The organism is Cupriavidus sp. DL-D2 (genome assembly GCF_039710735.1).
Taxonomy (GTDB): Bacteria; Pseudomonadota; Gammaproteobacteria; order Burkholderiales; family Burkholderiaceae; genus Cupriavidus.
This window is the reverse complement of the sequence record NZ_JBDKXK010000002.1, coordinates 37,523-52,552: the sequence shown is the minus strand read 5'-3', so window position 1 is coordinate 52,552 and position 15,030 is coordinate 37,523. Positions and strand designations below refer to the sequence as shown.

The following is a 15,030-nucleotide window of genomic DNA, read 5'->3' as shown; positions in this document are numbered from 1 at the left end:
CATCGGACGGGGCGCCGGACGCACGCCGAGGCGCCCGAAATGCGCACCGGCACCCCGCCTCCCCTATAATTTGACGTTTTCCCGGCCGAGTGCCATGGCGCGCCAATCCGCCTGCCGGCCAGGGCCCTGACCCGCATCCCACCAGCATCCAAGCATGACCGCAGAAGACCAGTCCCTCGCCAAGAGCTTCGAACCCGCCGCCATCGAGGCGAAATGGGGCCCAGAATGGGAGCGCCGGGGTATCGCCCAGCCTACGTTCGACCCAGCCCGCCCGGACTTTTCCATCCAGCTGCCGCCGCCCAATGTGACCGGCACGCTGCACATGGGCCATGCGTTCAACCAGACGATCATGGACGGCCTGACCCGCCACGCACGCATGCTCGGCGCCAATACGCTGTGGGTACCGGGCACGGACCACGCCGGCATCGCCACCCAGATCGTGGTGGAGCGCCAGCTCGAGGCGCAGGGCGTATCGCGCCACGACCTCGGCCGCGAGAAGTTCACCGAGAAGGTCTGGGAGTGGAAGGAAGAGTCGGGTTCGACGATCACGCGCCAGGTGCGCCGCATGGGCGCCTCGATCGACTGGACGCGCGAGTACTTCACGATGTCGCCCGAGATGTCGAAGGCCGTGACGGAGGTCTTCGTCCGCCTGCATGAGCAGGGTCTGATCTACCGCGGCAAGCGCCTGGTGAACTGGGACCCGGTGCTGGGGACCGCGGTGTCGGACCTGGAAGTCGACAGCGTCGAGGAAGACGGCTCGCTGTGGCACATCCACTATCCGCTGGCCGAGGCCGATACCGTACGCGGCCTGACCCACCTGACCGTGGCCACCACGCGTCCGGAAACGATGCTCGGTGACACCGCCGTGATGGTGCATCCGGAAGACGAGCGCTATGCGCACCTGATCGGCAAGATGGTGAACCTGCCGCTGACCGATCGCCAGATTCCGGTGATTGCCGACGAGTACGTCGATCGCGAGTTCGGCACGGGCGTGGTCAAGGTGACCCCCGGCCACGACTTCAACGACTATGCAGTGGGCCAGCGCCACAACCTGCCGCAACTGTCGATTCTGACGCTCGACGCGAAGATCGTGGCCGATGCGCCTGCCGCCTATGCCGGCATGGATCGCTTTGCAGCGCGCAAGCAGATGGTCGAGGACCTGAAGACGCAGGGCCTGCTGGGCGAGGTGAAGCCGCACAAGCTCATGGTGCCGCGCAGCGAGCGCACCAGCAGCGTGATCGAGCCGATGCTGACCGATCAATGGTTCGTGGCCATGAGCAAGCCGGCGCCGGAAGGCACGTTCTATCCGGGCCGCTCGATCGCCGACGTGGCGCTCGACGCCGTGCAGAGCGGCGAGATCAAGCTGGTGCCCGAGAACTGGAACAGCACCTACAACCAGTGGCTGGCCAATATCCAGGACTGGTGTATCAGCCGCCAGCTGTGGTGGGGCCACCAGATCCCGGCCTGGTACGACGAAGCCGGCAAGGTGTTCGTCGCCCGCACCGAGGAAGAGGCCCGCGCCAAGGCTGACGCCGCCGGCAGCACCGGCCCGCTGCGCCGCGAGGAAGACGTGCTGGACACGTGGTTCTCGTCCGCACTGGTGCCGTTCTCGTCGCTGGGCTGGCCCGAGCAGACGCCTGAACTGAAGCACTTCCTGCCGTCGTCGGTGCTGGTCACCGGCTACGACATCATCTTCTTCTGGGTGGCGCGCATGGTCATGATGACCAAGCACTTCACCGGCCAGGTGCCGTTCCATACCGTGTATGTGCACGGTCTGGTGCGCGACTCCGAAGGCAAGAAGATGAGCAAGTCCGAGGGCAATACGCTCGATCCCGTGGACCTGATCGACGGTATCGAACTGGAACCGCTGCTGAAGAAGCGCACCACGGGTCTGCGCCGTCCCAAGGACGCGCCGAAGATCGAATCGAAGACGAAGAAGGAATTTCCGGACGGCATTCCGTCGTTCGGCGCCGACGCGCTGCGCTTCACCTTTGCATCGCTCGCCACGCTGGGCCGCAACATCAATTTCGATACCGGCCGCTGCGAGGGCTACCGCAACTTCTGCAACAAGCTCTGGAACGCCACGCGTTTCGTGTTGATGAACACCGAGGGCCAGGACTGCGGCATGGGCCCGTGCAACGACAACTGCGGCCCGGACGGCTACCTGCACTTCTCGCAGGCAGACCGCTGGATCGTGTCGCTGCTGCAGCGCGTGGAAACCGAGGTTGCGAAGGGCTTCGACGAATACCGCTTCGACAATATCGCCAGCGCGATCTACAAGTTCGTCTGGGACGAGTATTGCGACTGGTACCTGGAACTGGCCAAGGTGCAGATCCAGACCGGCACGCCGGCGCAACAGCGCGCCACGCGCCGCACGCTGGTACGCGTGCTGGAGACGGTGCTGCGCCTGGCGCACCCGATCATTCCATTCATCACCGAGGAACTCTGGCAGAAGGTGGCGCCGCTGGCCGGCCGCGCCAAGGGTGACGGCAGTGAGACCATCGCCACGCAGTCGTACCCGCTGCCGGCCATGGCCAAGATCGATGAAGCCGCCGAAGCCTGGGTGGCGCAGCTCAAGGCCCTGGTGGACGCCTGCCGCAACCTGCGTGGCGAGATGAACATTTCGCCGGCCCAGCGTATCCCGCTCTACGCACATGGCGACAGCGCCTTCCTGAACGAAGCCGCGGCGCAAGTGCAAGCGCTGGCGAAACTTTCCGAGGTCAAGGTGTTCGAAGACGAGACCGCATTGCTGCAGGAAGGTGCCGGGGCGCCGGTGGCAATCGTCGCTGGCAACCACCTGATGCTCAAGATCGAGATCGACGTGGCGGCCGAGCGCGTGCGCCTGTCCAAGGAGATTGACCGGATCACGGGCGAGATCGGAAAGTGCCGTGGCAAACTGTCCAACGAGAGCTTTGTCGCCAAGGCGCCGCCTGCAGTCGTCGCGCAGGAGACCCAGCGTATGTCGGATTTCGAACAGACGCTGGCAAAGCTGCAGGATCAACTACAGCGTCTGCCGTCCTGACGTGCTCATCGCACCCGTCCGGCTCCCGAGTCGGACGGAACCGGACAGACGGCGACCCCATCCTGCGGCACGGTATTACACCGGATTGAAAAGGAAGCTGAAATGGAAAACCGCGTCACCAAGGCCGTCTTTCCCGTAGCCGGGCTAGGCACCCGTTTTCTGCCCGCCACCAAGGCGAGCCCCAAGGAAATGCTGCCGGTGGTAGACAAGCCGCTGATCCAGTACGCCGTGGAAGAAGCCATGGCTGCCGGCATCAACGAGATGATCTTCGTCACCGGCCGCTCCAAGCGCGCCATCGAGGATCACTTCGACAAGGCCTACGAGCTGGAAATGGAGCTCGAAGCCAAGAACAAGCAAGCACTGCTCGACGTGGTGCGCTCGATCAAACCCAAGAACGTGGAGTGTTTCTACGTGCGCCAGCCCGAAGCACTGGGCCTGGGCCATGCCGTGCTCTGCGCCGCACGACTGGTAGGCGACGCCCCGTTCGCCGTGATGCTGGCCGATGACCTGCTGGACGGCCTGGGCGACGAGCCGGTGATGAAGCAGATGGTGGATGTGTACAACCACTACAACTGCTCCGTGCTAGGCGTCGAGGAAATCGCGCCCGAGCAGAGCAAGTCGTACGGTGTGGTCGATGGCCGCGAGTGGGACGAACGCGTCATCAAGATGTCCGGCATCATCGAAAAGCCGGCACCCGAAGACGCCCCATCCAACCTGGGCGTGGTAGGCCGCTACATCCTGACACCGCGCATCTTCGACCATATCCGCGACCTGAAGCCGGGTGCGGGTGGCGAGTTCCAACTGACGGATGCCATCCAGGCGATGCTCGGACAGGAGCAGGTGCTGGCGTACCGCTACAAGGGTGTGCGCTACGACTGCGGCAGCAAGCTTGGCTACCTGAAGGCGACCGTCGAGTTCGCACTCAAGCATCCGGAAGTCCGCGACGAGTTCAGCGCTTACCTCGCGCAACGGGGTTGATCGCTGGTTGGTGCGAAACCCAAGCCAATAAAAAACCGCCTCTTCACGAGGCGGTTTTTTTACATCCAAATCCCGCAAAGACTCAGCGGCGCTTCATGTAGAACACGAACACCTTGTCGACTTCGGCGTGCGACACGAGTTCGTTGCCGGTCTGCTTGGCGAACGCCTGGAAATCGCGTGTGGCGCCCGGGTCGGTGGCCAGCACCTTGAGCACTTCACCGCTAGCCATGTCTGCCAGCGCCTTCTTGGTCCGCAGGATCGGCAGCGGGCAGTTCAGGCCGCGTGCGTCCACTTCTTTCTGGAAGTCCATTCCTCTCACCTTCTATTTCTGATGGATGCCGTATTGTAGCGAAGCGGCGACCATGCTGAAGTCCGTCGGCCGGCGCGGGTCGGGGATATCCTCGCCGGTGGCCCGATCGAAGAAACGCACGGGCAAGCCGCGGCGCTCAAGGAAATCAGCCACTGCAAATCCGGTGCCGGCGTTCCAGATCTTCATCTTCTCGGGCGCCACCAGCCGATACTCGGCCAGTTCCTCGGACAGCCGGATGTCCCCCTCCGCCTTCACGTGATAGGCGATGATCAGTTCGTTCTTGCGCATGAACTCATAGACGCCGATCAGCGAGGCCGACACCGTATCGAGATTCGTCTCTTCCTTGAGCTCGCGCGCGACGCCATGTTCCGGGGTCTCGTCGCGTTCCATGAAGCCTGTGACCAGCGCGAACATTTTCTCGGGCCACAGCGCATTGCGCGCCAGCAGCAACTGGCCCTCGTACTCGACCACGGCCGCCAATACCGGCAGCGGGTTGTCCCAATGCACGAAGCCGCATCCGTCCTGCACGCAGGCATGGCGATAGCGGCCCGACATCGGCAAGTGTTCCAGCGTAGATCCGCAGCGCGGACAGAATCGATAGGGTTCCATCAGGGGGCTCCAGGGACTGTCTCGTTATTGTGATGCTGCCCGTTCTTGCTTGATATTTGGTTCAGCGGCCGCATGCAGCGCGGATGTCCGCAGCGAATGCCTCCACGGTTTCCGGCTGCAGATCCCACGCGCACATCATGCGGCATCCGCCCGCGCCAATGAACGTGTAGAACAACCAGCCCTTGGCGCGCAGCGCCTCGATGGCCGGCAGCGGCAGTTCGGCAAACACCGCGTTGGCATCGGTCGGGAACATGATGCGCACGCCCGGGATATCCGCGATGCGTTGCGCGAGCAGCGTCGCCATCGCATTGGCATGGCGACCGTTGCGCAGCCAGACATCGTTCTCCAGCATGCCCAGCCAGGGCGCCGAGATAAAGCGCATCTTCGACGCCAGATGACCGGCCTGCTTCACGCGATAGGCGAAGTCCTCCGCCAGTCTGCGATCGAAGAAGACCACCGCCTCGCCTACCGGCAGGCCGTTCTTGGTGCCGCCGAAACACAGCACATCCACGCCGGCACGCCACGTGATTTCCGATGGATGCACGCCCAGCGATGCCACGGCATTGGCAAAACGTGCACCGTCCATATGCACGCGCAACTGGCGCCGCTTGGCGATAGCCGCGATGGCACGCACTTCTTCCACGGTGTAGACCGTGCCCACTTCCGTGGCCTGTGTCAGCGACACCACGCGCGGTTTGGGATAGTGGATATCCGTGCGGCGTGTGACCAGCGCCTCCACCGCATCGGGCGTCAGCTTGCCGTTCTCGCCGGGGGCAGTCAGCAGCTTCGAGCCGTTCGAAAAAAACTGCGGCGCGCCGCATTCATCGGTCTCGATATGTGCCAGTTCGTGGCAGATCACCGAGTGATAGGACTGGCACAGCGAAGACAGCGCCAGCGAATTGGCCGCGGTGCCATTGAAAACGAAGAAGACCTCGCAGTCGGTCTGGAACAGGTCGCGAATCCGGTCGCAAACTTTCTGGGTCCAGCTATCGTCGCCGTAGGCTTTCTCGTGGCCGGTGGCATTGGCTTCGAGAAAATACTTCAGCGACTCCGGACAAAAGCCGGCGTAGTTATCGGAGGCGAACTGCTGGGCGGGGGAAACTGCGGAGGTCATCGGTCAAACCTTGCTGAATGGATTACTGCTTGTCGGCCCAGAGCTCGCCACCGGTGGCCCAGTTCTCGCGCTTGACGTCGGTGATGATGATATCGACCGCACCCGCCGAGCAACCAAGCGTCTCGCACGTGACGCGCGTGACTTCCTCAACAAACTTGCGCTTCTGCTCCACCGAGCGGCCTTCGAACATTTCTACGTGAAACGTGGGCATTCCTTGACTCCTTCTAGGTGTTGTCAGTCTTTGTACGAGGGATCGATTCTATCGAGTTTGCGCAGCAGCGCGGGCCACTCGAGCACGCCCTCCACCGCCCCATCGTCGAATAGCTGGAGCGAGGTCCGATCCGCCACGGCAGGCAACGGCTGCACCGTGGCGCTGCCAAGCTGCGCACCCAGCTGGATCTCGCATGCCTTGATCAGCGTGGCCATCAACACGTAAGCCTCGGCCACGGTGCGGCCCAAGGTCAGCGTGCCATGGTTGCGCAGCAGCATCGCCGGATGATCGCCGAGCGAAGCCGTCAGCCGCGTCCCTTCGGCGGGTGTAAACGCCAGCCCTTCGTAATCGTGATAGGCCATGCGGCCATGAAAGCGCATGGCATGTTGCGAGAGCGGCAGCAAGCCTTCAGCCTGGGCGGATACGGCGATGCCTGCGGTGTTGTGGAGGTGCATGACGCAATGCGCGTCGGCACGCGCCGCGTGCACGGCGCCATGGAGTGCGAAGCCCGTGACATTGACTGGATGGACCGTCTCGCCCACCACTTCGCCCTGCCCATTAATTTTGACGAGGTCCGATGCGCGGATTTCGTCGAAGGCAAAGCCGAAGGGATTGATCAGGAAGTGACCGGGCTCGCCAGGCACGGTGGCCGAGATGTGCGTGTAGATCAAATCATCCCAGCGTTCCAGTGCGGCCAGCCGATAAGCGGCGGCCAGGTCCACGCGCACGCGCGCTTCCTCGGCACCGATCGGCCAGGCCGGGCCGGCGGCACGCCCGGGCTGCAAGGCAAAAGACATGGAGATTGGCTTTCGCGCCGCCCTGCAGCGCCGGCGCGGGGGCGACCGGTTCGTGTGGGCGACGAAGCCAACACTGTAGCGTACTCGTCAGCCGGCTGCGCGTCCGTCCACCGGCATCGTGCGCCACATCCACAAGTAGATGGCGGCGCCAAGCAGCAGCGCGGCCGAGGCCACGCCGAGCGACGCGCCAAAGCCACCCGTGCGCGCCACCAGCGACGTAGCCAGCGGCGGCCCCGCGATCTGGCCGATGGCATAGGCAGCGGTCATCAGCCCGATCAGCTTCGACGCGCTGGCGCCCCACAGCCGCCGTGCCTCGCGCATGGCAAAGGACACCAGTGCCGTGAACGGCAGACCCACCAGCAGGCTGCTCAGCGCGAAGCCCGTCACCGTGGGCCACACGGCGGCAATCGCCACGCCCAGTGCCTGCATGGCATAGAGGTACATCATCATGCGCCGATTGTCGTGATGCATGCCGAAGCGCGTCACGGCCCACGCGCCCACTGCCACGCCCGCGCCGAGGATCGGCCAGAACAGATCGGCCCACACGCTGCCGGGCATCTCGTGGCGCGCGATCACGGGCAGGAAAGTTGCCGTGATGATGTAGCCGAAACCGGCCAGGCCGTAGGCCAGCGTCAGTGCCCAGGTTTCGAGATTGAGCCGTGGCGCCATCGGGGCGGAGGATGCCGCATGTGCCGTTCCCCCTGCCGGCAACGCGATCGGCGACGGCGTGCCGAATACGCGCCACACGGGTGCCAGCATCAGCGCTCCGAGAATCGTGAAGGTGATCCAACCCCAGTTGGCCAGCCAGTTCGCACCGACCATTCCAAAGACCGACACGCCCGTCACGACGATGCCGATACCTGGGCCGGCGAACATCAGCCCGCCAAGCGTCGGATGCCCTAGTTCCGCCAGCCGCTGCATGCACCATGCAGTGGCGTAGACCATGACCACGGCACTGGCGATGCCCGACAGCGTGCGCCAGGCAAGCCATGCAGGCATGCCGCCGGGCAAGGCCATCGCCAGCGTCAGGATGACCGTCAGCGCCAGCGAAATCTTGACCATGCGCGCTGGGTCGGGGCGGATCACCAGGCACAGCACGGCACCCAGCAGATAACCGATGTAGTTCAGTGTGGCGAGTGCGCCACCCTCTCCCAGTGTCACGGTGCCATCGTGCAGCATCATCGGCAACAGTGGCGTGAACGCGAATCGGCCAATTCCCATAGCCAGCGCCAGCGACACAAAGCCAGCAATCGCCACAGCCCATGGGCTAGCGGTGGGCCGGGTGGTGCGCCCGGCAGGAACCTCGACATTGGCGATAGACATGGGGCGGTTGGCGCGCCTCAGGGGCGACTGGCACGGTTTGACGTTGTTGACTATCCTATGCCCAAACATCCATCACGAAAAATGAATTTCCGAGATGGAAACCATCTGTATTTGGAAAGGATGCACATATGGACCTCGCTGCCCTGGAAATCTTTCGTGCCGTCGTTGAAGCGGGCGGCATCACGCGCGCCGCCGAACGTCTGCACCGCGTGCAGTCGAACGTCACCACGCGCATTCGCCAGCTGGAGCAATCGCTGGGCGTGGAATTGTTCGTGCGCGACGGACGCCGCATGGTGCTCACGCCGGCCGGCAAGACGCTGTTCGAATACGCCTGCCGCATCCTGAAACTTTCCGACGAGGCCCGCCACGCAGTGCAGCCCGCGCGTCCGCACGGCCGGTTGCGGATTGCGTCGATGGAAAGCACCGCCGCGAGCCGGCTGCCCAACATACTGGCCGCCTACCACCACGCGTGGTCCGATGTCGAACTCGAACTCGTGACACTCCCCACCCGGCAGGCCCTCGACGCCTTGCGACGCTTCGATGTGGACTGCGCGTTCGTGGCCGAACCCGTGGACGATCCAGGCCTTGTGACCCGCGCCGGCTTCGAGGAAGAACTCGTGATTATCGCCAGCGCAGGCCACGCCCCCATCACCAGCCCCGACGATCTCGAACGTGCCACGCTGCTCGCTTTCGAGACCGGCTGCAATTACCGCTCGCGCTTCGAGCAATGGTACGGACAGTGCGGCCATGCACCGCACCGCGTGATCCAGCTCGGTTCCTATCACGCCATCGTGACGTGCGCCGCGGCAGGTATCGGCGTGGCAATCATGCCGGGCTCCGTACTGACGCTCTATCGCAACCTGCCGCAGATCAGCATCCATCCGCTGGGCGATGCCGGACGCGTGACCACTGTCTTGGCCTGGTATCCGTCGATGGGCAGCGCCGCGCTGCTGGCACTGGCGGACATGCTGACGAATGCGGATGCTGCTTCCGATCTGGCGCCGATTTCGGCCGCAGCATGAAAGAATTTTCCGGCCCTCTGCGACCTTTGAGAAAAGTCGTATTCCGACATGATTGACACCACGCAAGCCTCGGCGCCGATGTCACAAAAGTTCACATCCGCCCTATTGTGAGTGGCCGATGCGGTGCCTAGGATGAGGGCCATTCTTTGGCTCTTGCCCGACGGACACCATGAGAGGACTGGAACAGTTCGGCTGGTTCGTGTTCAACATCGCGATCCCGCTGCTGGCGCCGCTGGCGTTGCTGCCACTATTGAGACTACCGACATTCTTCAGGGAGCATGCGCGCGGCGCCGTGCTCCGTGCCATGGAGCACGGGCAGTTGCTGTGGACGGCGATTCCGATGAATGCCAGCGCGGGCTACGTCATTGGGCAGCAGTTGAACAAATCGTCGGCCAATCCAGCGCTCATGTGGGTGTTGCTCTGCGGCCATGTCGCGTTGATCGTGCTTGCCTCTGTGCTTGTTCTCATCGGGACTATGGAGGCCAGTCTGCGTTCAGATACGTGTGCGCACGGCCCGAACAGGATCCTGCGTGTATCTGTCACTTTGACTGCGATCACCGCAGCCATGCATCTGGGCGGCTATATCTGGCTATTTCAGCCTGTCGTGCATTAACCGATTCGATCGAAGAATGCGGCCCAACAGTTTATTTCTACTCAAGCAAAGGAAAGCCATCATGCGAAGGTTCTTCTACCGGCTCATGACCGAATCCGATCTGCAATACAAGGTCATAACGCCCATCCTCTACGCCATGGGCGTCTACGCGTTGGGAGTCAACGTGTGGATGGCTTACCTTCACTACACGCGCTAGCGGCTCGCTGCGCGCAAAACAAAAAACGCCCACATGGCGAACCATGCAGGCGTCTTTTCCAGCGCAGTACAACGATCGATCAAACCTTCGCCGACACCCACTCCGTCACACCGGCCAGTGCCTGTGGCAGGCCCGAAGGATCGGTACCGCCTGCCTGCGCCATGTCCGGACGACCACCGCCCTTGCCGCCCACTTGCTGGGCGACGAAGTTGACGAGTTCGCCGGCCTTGACCTTCGACGTGGCATCGGCTGTCACGCCGGCGATCAGGCTGACCTTGCCGTCGGCGACGGCGGCCAGCACGATGGCAGCGCTCTGGAGCTTGTCCTTGAGCTTGTCCATCGTCTCGCGCAGGGTCTTCACATCGGCGCCGTCGAGTTGGGCGGCCAGTACCTTGAGGCCCTTGACGTCCACAGCCTGCGCCATCAGTTCATCGCCTTGCGACGAGGCCAGCTTGCTCTTGAGCTTTTCGAGTTCCTTCTCGAGCGAACGGACCTGATCCTGGACCTGACCGATACGCGGCACGAGTTCGGAAGGTTGTGCGCGCAGCGCGGCGGCGGCTTCGTTCAGGCGGGCATCGAGCGACTGCAGATAGTGCAGCGCGTTGTCGCCCGTGATGGCTTCCACGCGACGGATGCCGGCAGCAACGCCTGCTTCCACGACGATCTTGAACAGGCCGATATCGCCAGTGCGGGTCACGTGCGTGCCGCCGCAGAGTTCCTTCGACGTACCGATCGACAGCACGCGCACATCGTCGGCGTACTTCTCGCCGAACAGGGCCATGGCGCCACTCTTCACGGCATCATCGAACGGCATCACAGCGGCCACAGTAGCTTCGTTGCGCAGGATCTCGGCGTTGACGATTTCCTCGATCTGGCGGATCTGGTCATCGGTCAGCGGCGCATTGTGCGAGAAGTCGAAGCGGGTCTTGTCCGGATCGACCAGCGAACCCTTCTGCTGCACGTGGGTACCGAGCACCTCGCGCAGGGCCTTGTGCATCAGGTGGGTAGCCGAGTGGTTGCGCACGGTGCGCGCACGGCGCACAGCGTCCACCTGGGCGGCAACGGTGTCGCCTACGTTAAGCGCGCCGTTGGCCAGCGTGCCCTGATGACCGAACACGTCGGCCTGGACCTTGGTGGTATCAGCCACGTTGAAGACGGCAGCACCGGACACAAGCGTACCCTGATCGCCCACCTGACCGCCAGATTCGGCGTAGAACGGCGTGTTGTCGAGCACGACCACGCCGGTCTGACCCGGTTGCATCGTCTGCACCGAAGCGCCATCGACGTACAAGGCGGTCACGCGCGCGCCTTCCTTGCTCAGTGCGTCATAGCCATGGAACACGGTCTTGTCGCCCGTGTATTCGAGGCCGGCAGCCATCTTGAACTTGCCGGCGGCGCGGGCCTGCTCGCGCTGGCGCGTCATCGCCGCGTCGAACGCGGCCTCGTCCACCGTGATTTCCTGTTCGCGCGCCACATCCTGCGTCAGATCGAGCGGGAAGCCGAACGTGTCGTGCAGCTTGAACGCCAGTTCACCATCCAGCACCTTGCCGCCCTTGGACTTCAGCTCGGCCACGGCCGCGTCCAGGATCGACATGCCGTTTTCGATGGTCTCGAAGAAGCGCTCTTCCTCGGCCTTGAGCACGTCACGGACGCGCGTCTCGGCTTCGGCCAGTTCCGGATAGGCTTCACCCATCTGCGCCACCAGGTCGGCCACGAGCTTGTGGAAGAAAGGCGTCTTCTGGCCCAGCTTGTAACCATGGCGAATGGCACGGCGCACGATACGGCGCAGTACATAGCCACGACCTTCGTTGCCCGGGATCACGCCGTCGACGATCAGGAACGAGCAGGCGCGGATGTGGTCGGCAATGACCTTCAGCGAATTCTGGTGCAGATCCGCGATATGCGTTTCGCGACCAGCCGCCGTGATCAGTGCCTGGAACAGGTCGATCTCGTAGTTGCTGTGTACGTGCTGCAGCACGGCGGCAATCCGCTCCAGGCCCATGCCGGTGTCCACGCACGGCTTGGGCAGGCGCGTCATGTTGCCCTGCTCGTCGCGGTTGAACTGCATGAACACGAGATTCCAGATCTCGATGTAGCGATCGCCATCTTCCTCGGGCGATCCCGGGGGGCCGCCCCAGACATCCGGGCCGTGATCGTAGAAGATTTCCGAGCACGGGCCGCACGGGCCGGTATCGGCCATCTGCCAGAAGTTGTCCGAGGCGTAGCGCGCGCCCTTGTTGTCACCGATTCGTACGATGCGTTCGGCCGGCACGCCCACTTCCTTGGCCCAGATGTCGTAGGCTTCGTCGTCCTCGGCGTAGACGGTCACCCAGAGCTTTTCCTGCGGCAGCTGGTAGACCTTCGTCAGCAACTCCCAGGCGTACTGGATGGCTTCGCGCTTGAAGTAGTCGCCAAACGAGAAATTGCCCAGCATCTCGAAGAACGTGTGGTGCCGTGCGGTGTAGCCCACATTTTCGAGGTCGTTGTGCTTGCCACCGGCGCGCACCGAGCGTTGCGACGACGTGGCGCGCGAGTACGGCCGCTTGTCGGTGCCCAGGAACACGTCCTTGAACTGCACCATGCCCGAATTGGTGAACAGCAGCGTCGGGTCGTTCGCCGGCACCAGGCTGGACGAGCGGACCACGGTATGGCCCTTCGACTCGTAGAACTGCAGGAACTTGCTGCGAATGTCGGAGACTTTCATGTTGTATCGGGCGCTTCCCGCATCGGGGCAGGGCGCAGTGGGTCAGGTTGGATTTTTCGAACCCTTGATTATACGGGCAAGCCCAGCGCTGGGGCAGTCGCTGGCGGACCTGTGGCGCGCACGCCCATGCCGGGCCGGACGCCGCCCGGCAGCCTGTCCGGTTATCGCCCAAGGAACATTCATTCCCCCGTGCCCCGGCGCGTTGGCGCCGAGACCCGGTGATAGAGTGCTGGCTCCTCAGACCTGCCAGCCGTGACCGCCATGGGTGCCTTAAGCCATCTTCGTGTTCTTGACCTGACCCGCGTGCTCGCGGGGCCGTGGTGCGCCCAGAATCTTGCCGATTTCGGCGCCGACGTGATCAAGATCGAGCGGCCCGGCGCGGGCGACGACACCCGCATCTGGGGACCGCCCTGGCTCAAGACCGAAGACGGACGCGACACGGCCGAGGCCGCCTATTACCTGGCCGCCAACCGCAACAAGCGCTCGGTGACCTGCGACATCAGCACGCCCGAGGGCCAGCAACTGGTGCGCGAACTGGCTGCACAGAGCGATGTGGTGCTCGAAAACTACAAGGTTGGCCAGTTGAAGAAGTACGGGCTGGACTACGAATCGCTGAAGGCCGTCAAGCCCGACCTGATCTATTGCTCGGTGACCGGCTTTGGTCAGACGGGCCCGTACGCGCAACGCCCCGGCTACGATTTCATCGTTCAAGGCATGGGCGGTTTCATGAGCCTGACCGGCGAGCGCGACGACCTGCCCGGTGGCGGCCCGCAGAAAGCCGGCGTGGCGATTTCGGATCTGATGACGGGCCAGTACGCCACCATCGCCGTGATGGCGGCGCTCATGCACCGCGACCGCACCGGTGAAGGCCAGTACATCGACATGGCGCTGCTCGACGTGCAGGTGTCGATGCTGGCGAACATGAACACGAACTACCTGGCTAGCGGCGTGGCGCCGAAGCGCTGGGGCAATGCCCATCCGAACATCGTCCCTTACCAGACGTTCCAGGCCGCCGACGGCTGGATCATCGTGGCGGTGGGCAACGACGGGCAGTTCCGCAAGTTCGTCACGGCGGGTGGCAAACCCGAACTCGCCGACGATCCGCGCTTTGCCACCAATCCGCAGCGCGTGGCACACCGCGACGTGCTGGTGCCGATCTTGTCCGAGATGGTGGCCCCGCGCACACGCGAGCAATGGATTCTGGATCTGGAGCGTGCTGGTGTGCCCTGCGGCCCGATCAACACGCTCGATGAAGTGTTCGAGAACGAGCAGGTTGTCTCTCGCGGCCTGCGCGTGGACCTGCCGCACCCCACGGCCGGCACGGTCAAGCTGGTGGGCAGCCCGATGCGGATGAGCGCCACGCCGCCCGAGGCGCTGCGCCACCCGCCGTTGCTTGGGGAGCACACCGATGTGGTGCTTGGCGAGACACTCGGCTACAGTGCCGAACACATCGCCACCCTGCGCAGCAAGGGCGTGGTCTGATAGCTTCCGCTTGATCAGGCACGGCCCCCGCCACACACCGGGCAGGCGATCATCGACGCGTATTTTCGAGTTTTCCCGAGTATTCCCCACTCCGAGGAGATTTCATGCTGACCGATGCCCTGCTCGCATTCCTGCACTTCACGGCCATCTTCATCCTGGTAACGCTGATGGCCGCCGAAGCTGTAGTACTGCGCCCGGACATGACCCCCGCAACCGTCCGCCGCCTGTCGCTGTACGACCTGTTCTACTTCCTCTCGGCGATGGCCGTGCTGGCCACCGGCCTGCTGCGGCTGTTCCTGGGCGCCAAGGGCGTGGAGTTCTATATCCACAATCCGTGGTTCCACGCCAAGATGACGGTCTTCGTGCTGATTGCGCTGTGCTCGCTGCCGCCCACGTTCGCCATCGCGAAGTGGCGCAAGCAGGCAAAGAAACTCCCGGAGTTTGTTCCCACGCCCGCCGAGATCAGGAAGACCCGCCGCTGGGTCATGATCGAAGCCCATGTATTTATCCTGCTGCCGCTGTGCGCGGTGATGATGGCGCGCGGAATTGGCGCTCGCTGAAGCGCATCCACCGAAGGCCGGCGCTCGCGGGCCCATTTGAGACGCGGGGACGCAACGCACGTCCCCGCGCACAAGATTCCCATCCTTTC

General features: G+C 63.6%; 14 protein-coding genes. 7 read left to right on the top strand and 7 right to left on the bottom strand.

The genetic code is table 11. The annotated features are described in order from the left end of the window. Positions 1 to 154 precede the first annotated feature (154 nt). Both ABDB81_RS01310 and galU read left to right on the top strand, forming a co-directional pair. Positions 155 to 3,022: a valine--tRNA ligase gene (locus tag ABDB81_RS01310; RefSeq protein WP_346809450.1), complete on the top strand. Its 2,868-nt coding sequence runs from the start codon at positions 155 to 157 to the stop codon at positions 3,020 to 3,022. Between the two features lie 102 nt (positions 3,023 to 3,124). Beyond that, on the top strand, positions 3,125 to 4,000 hold the full coding sequence (gene galU, locus ABDB81_RS01305; protein WP_137925734.1) for a UTP--glucose-1-phosphate uridylyltransferase GalU: 876 nt from the start codon (positions 3,125 to 3,127) through the stop codon (positions 3,998 to 4,000). A gap of 82 nt (positions 4,001 to 4,082) precedes the next feature. Here galU and ABDB81_RS01300 read toward each other — a convergent pair whose 3' ends face one another. The 6 genes from ABDB81_RS01300 to ABDB81_RS01275 form a co-directional block, all read right to left on the bottom strand. Beyond that, positions 4,083 to 4,310: a sulfurtransferase TusA family protein gene (locus ABDB81_RS01300; RefSeq protein WP_130389494.1), complete on the bottom strand. Its 228-nt coding sequence runs from the start codon at positions 4,308 to 4,310 to the stop codon at positions 4,083 to 4,085. Positions 4,311 to 4,322: 12 nt separating this feature from the next. After that, positions 4,323 to 4,919, bottom strand: a complete 597-nt coding sequence (locus tag ABDB81_RS01295) for an NUDIX domain-containing protein (protein ID WP_160472804.1) — start codon at positions 4,917 to 4,919, stop codon at positions 4,323 to 4,325. 61 nt (positions 4,920 to 4,980) lie between these two features. Continuing rightward, on the bottom strand, positions 4,981 to 6,033 hold the full coding sequence (locus ABDB81_RS01290; RefSeq protein WP_137925732.1) for a low specificity L-threonine aldolase: 1,053 nt from the start codon (positions 6,031 to 6,033) through the stop codon (positions 4,981 to 4,983). A 22-nt stretch (positions 6,034 to 6,055) separates the two neighbouring features. After that, entirely contained in the window at positions 6,056 to 6,244 is a 189-nt protein-coding gene (locus tag ABDB81_RS01285; protein ID WP_137925731.1) for a 4-oxalocrotonate tautomerase, read from the bottom strand. Positions 6,245 to 6,267: 23 nt separating this feature from the next. Then, a complete protein-coding gene (locus ABDB81_RS01280) occupies positions 6,268 to 7,041 on the bottom strand; it encodes a class II aldolase/adducin family protein (RefSeq protein ID WP_346809447.1) in 774 nt (257 codons plus the stop codon). A gap of 87 nt (positions 7,042 to 7,128) precedes the next feature. After that, positions 7,129 to 8,364, bottom strand: coding sequence for a YbfB/YjiJ family MFS transporter (locus ABDB81_RS01275; RefSeq protein ID WP_346809446.1), 1,236 nt, complete (start codon positions 8,362 to 8,364; stop codon positions 7,129 to 7,131). A 128-nt stretch (positions 8,365 to 8,492) separates the two neighbouring features. On the opposite strand from ABDB81_RS01275, the gene ABDB81_RS01270 reads away from it, so the two are divergent. The 3 genes from ABDB81_RS01270 to ABDB81_RS01260 all read left to right on the top strand — a co-directional run bounded on the left by ABDB81_RS01270 (position 8,493) and on the right by ABDB81_RS01260 (position 10,195). Next, on the top strand, positions 8,493 to 9,386 hold the full coding sequence (locus tag ABDB81_RS01270; RefSeq protein WP_346809445.1) for a LysR family transcriptional regulator: 894 nt from the start codon (positions 8,493 to 8,495) through the stop codon (positions 9,384 to 9,386). A 169-nt stretch (positions 9,387 to 9,555) separates the two neighbouring features. Beyond that, complete coding sequence (locus ABDB81_RS01265; RefSeq protein ID WP_137925727.1) at positions 9,556 to 9,999, top strand: hypothetical protein; 444 nt, start codon at positions 9,556 to 9,558, stop codon at positions 9,997 to 9,999. A gap of 61 nt (positions 10,000 to 10,060) precedes the next feature. Continuing rightward, positions 10,061 to 10,195 (top strand): hypothetical protein, encoded by a 135-nt coding sequence (locus ABDB81_RS01260; protein ID WP_255459330.1) that lies wholly within the window; start codon positions 10,061 to 10,063, stop codon positions 10,193 to 10,195. 79 nt (positions 10,196 to 10,274) lie between these two features. On the opposite strand, the gene alaS is transcribed toward ABDB81_RS01260, so the two are convergent. Next, on the bottom strand, positions 10,275 to 12,899 hold the full coding sequence (alaS, locus tag ABDB81_RS01255) for an alanine--tRNA ligase (RefSeq protein ID WP_346809444.1): 2,625 nt from the start codon (positions 12,897 to 12,899) through the stop codon (positions 10,275 to 10,277). A 261-nt stretch (positions 12,900 to 13,160) separates the two neighbouring features. Between alaS and ABDB81_RS01250 the strand changes: the two genes are divergently transcribed. Continuing rightward, positions 13,161 to 14,381 (top strand): CaiB/BaiF CoA-transferase family protein, encoded by a 1,221-nt coding sequence (locus ABDB81_RS01250; protein WP_160472809.1) that lies wholly within the window; start codon positions 13,161 to 13,163, stop codon positions 14,379 to 14,381. Between the two features lie 104 nt (positions 14,382 to 14,485). Further along, positions 14,486 to 14,941 (top strand): DUF2214 family protein, encoded by a 456-nt coding sequence (locus tag ABDB81_RS01245; protein ID WP_137925724.1) that lies wholly within the window; start codon positions 14,486 to 14,488, stop codon positions 14,939 to 14,941. Positions 14,942 to 15,030: the final 89 nt, after the last annotated feature.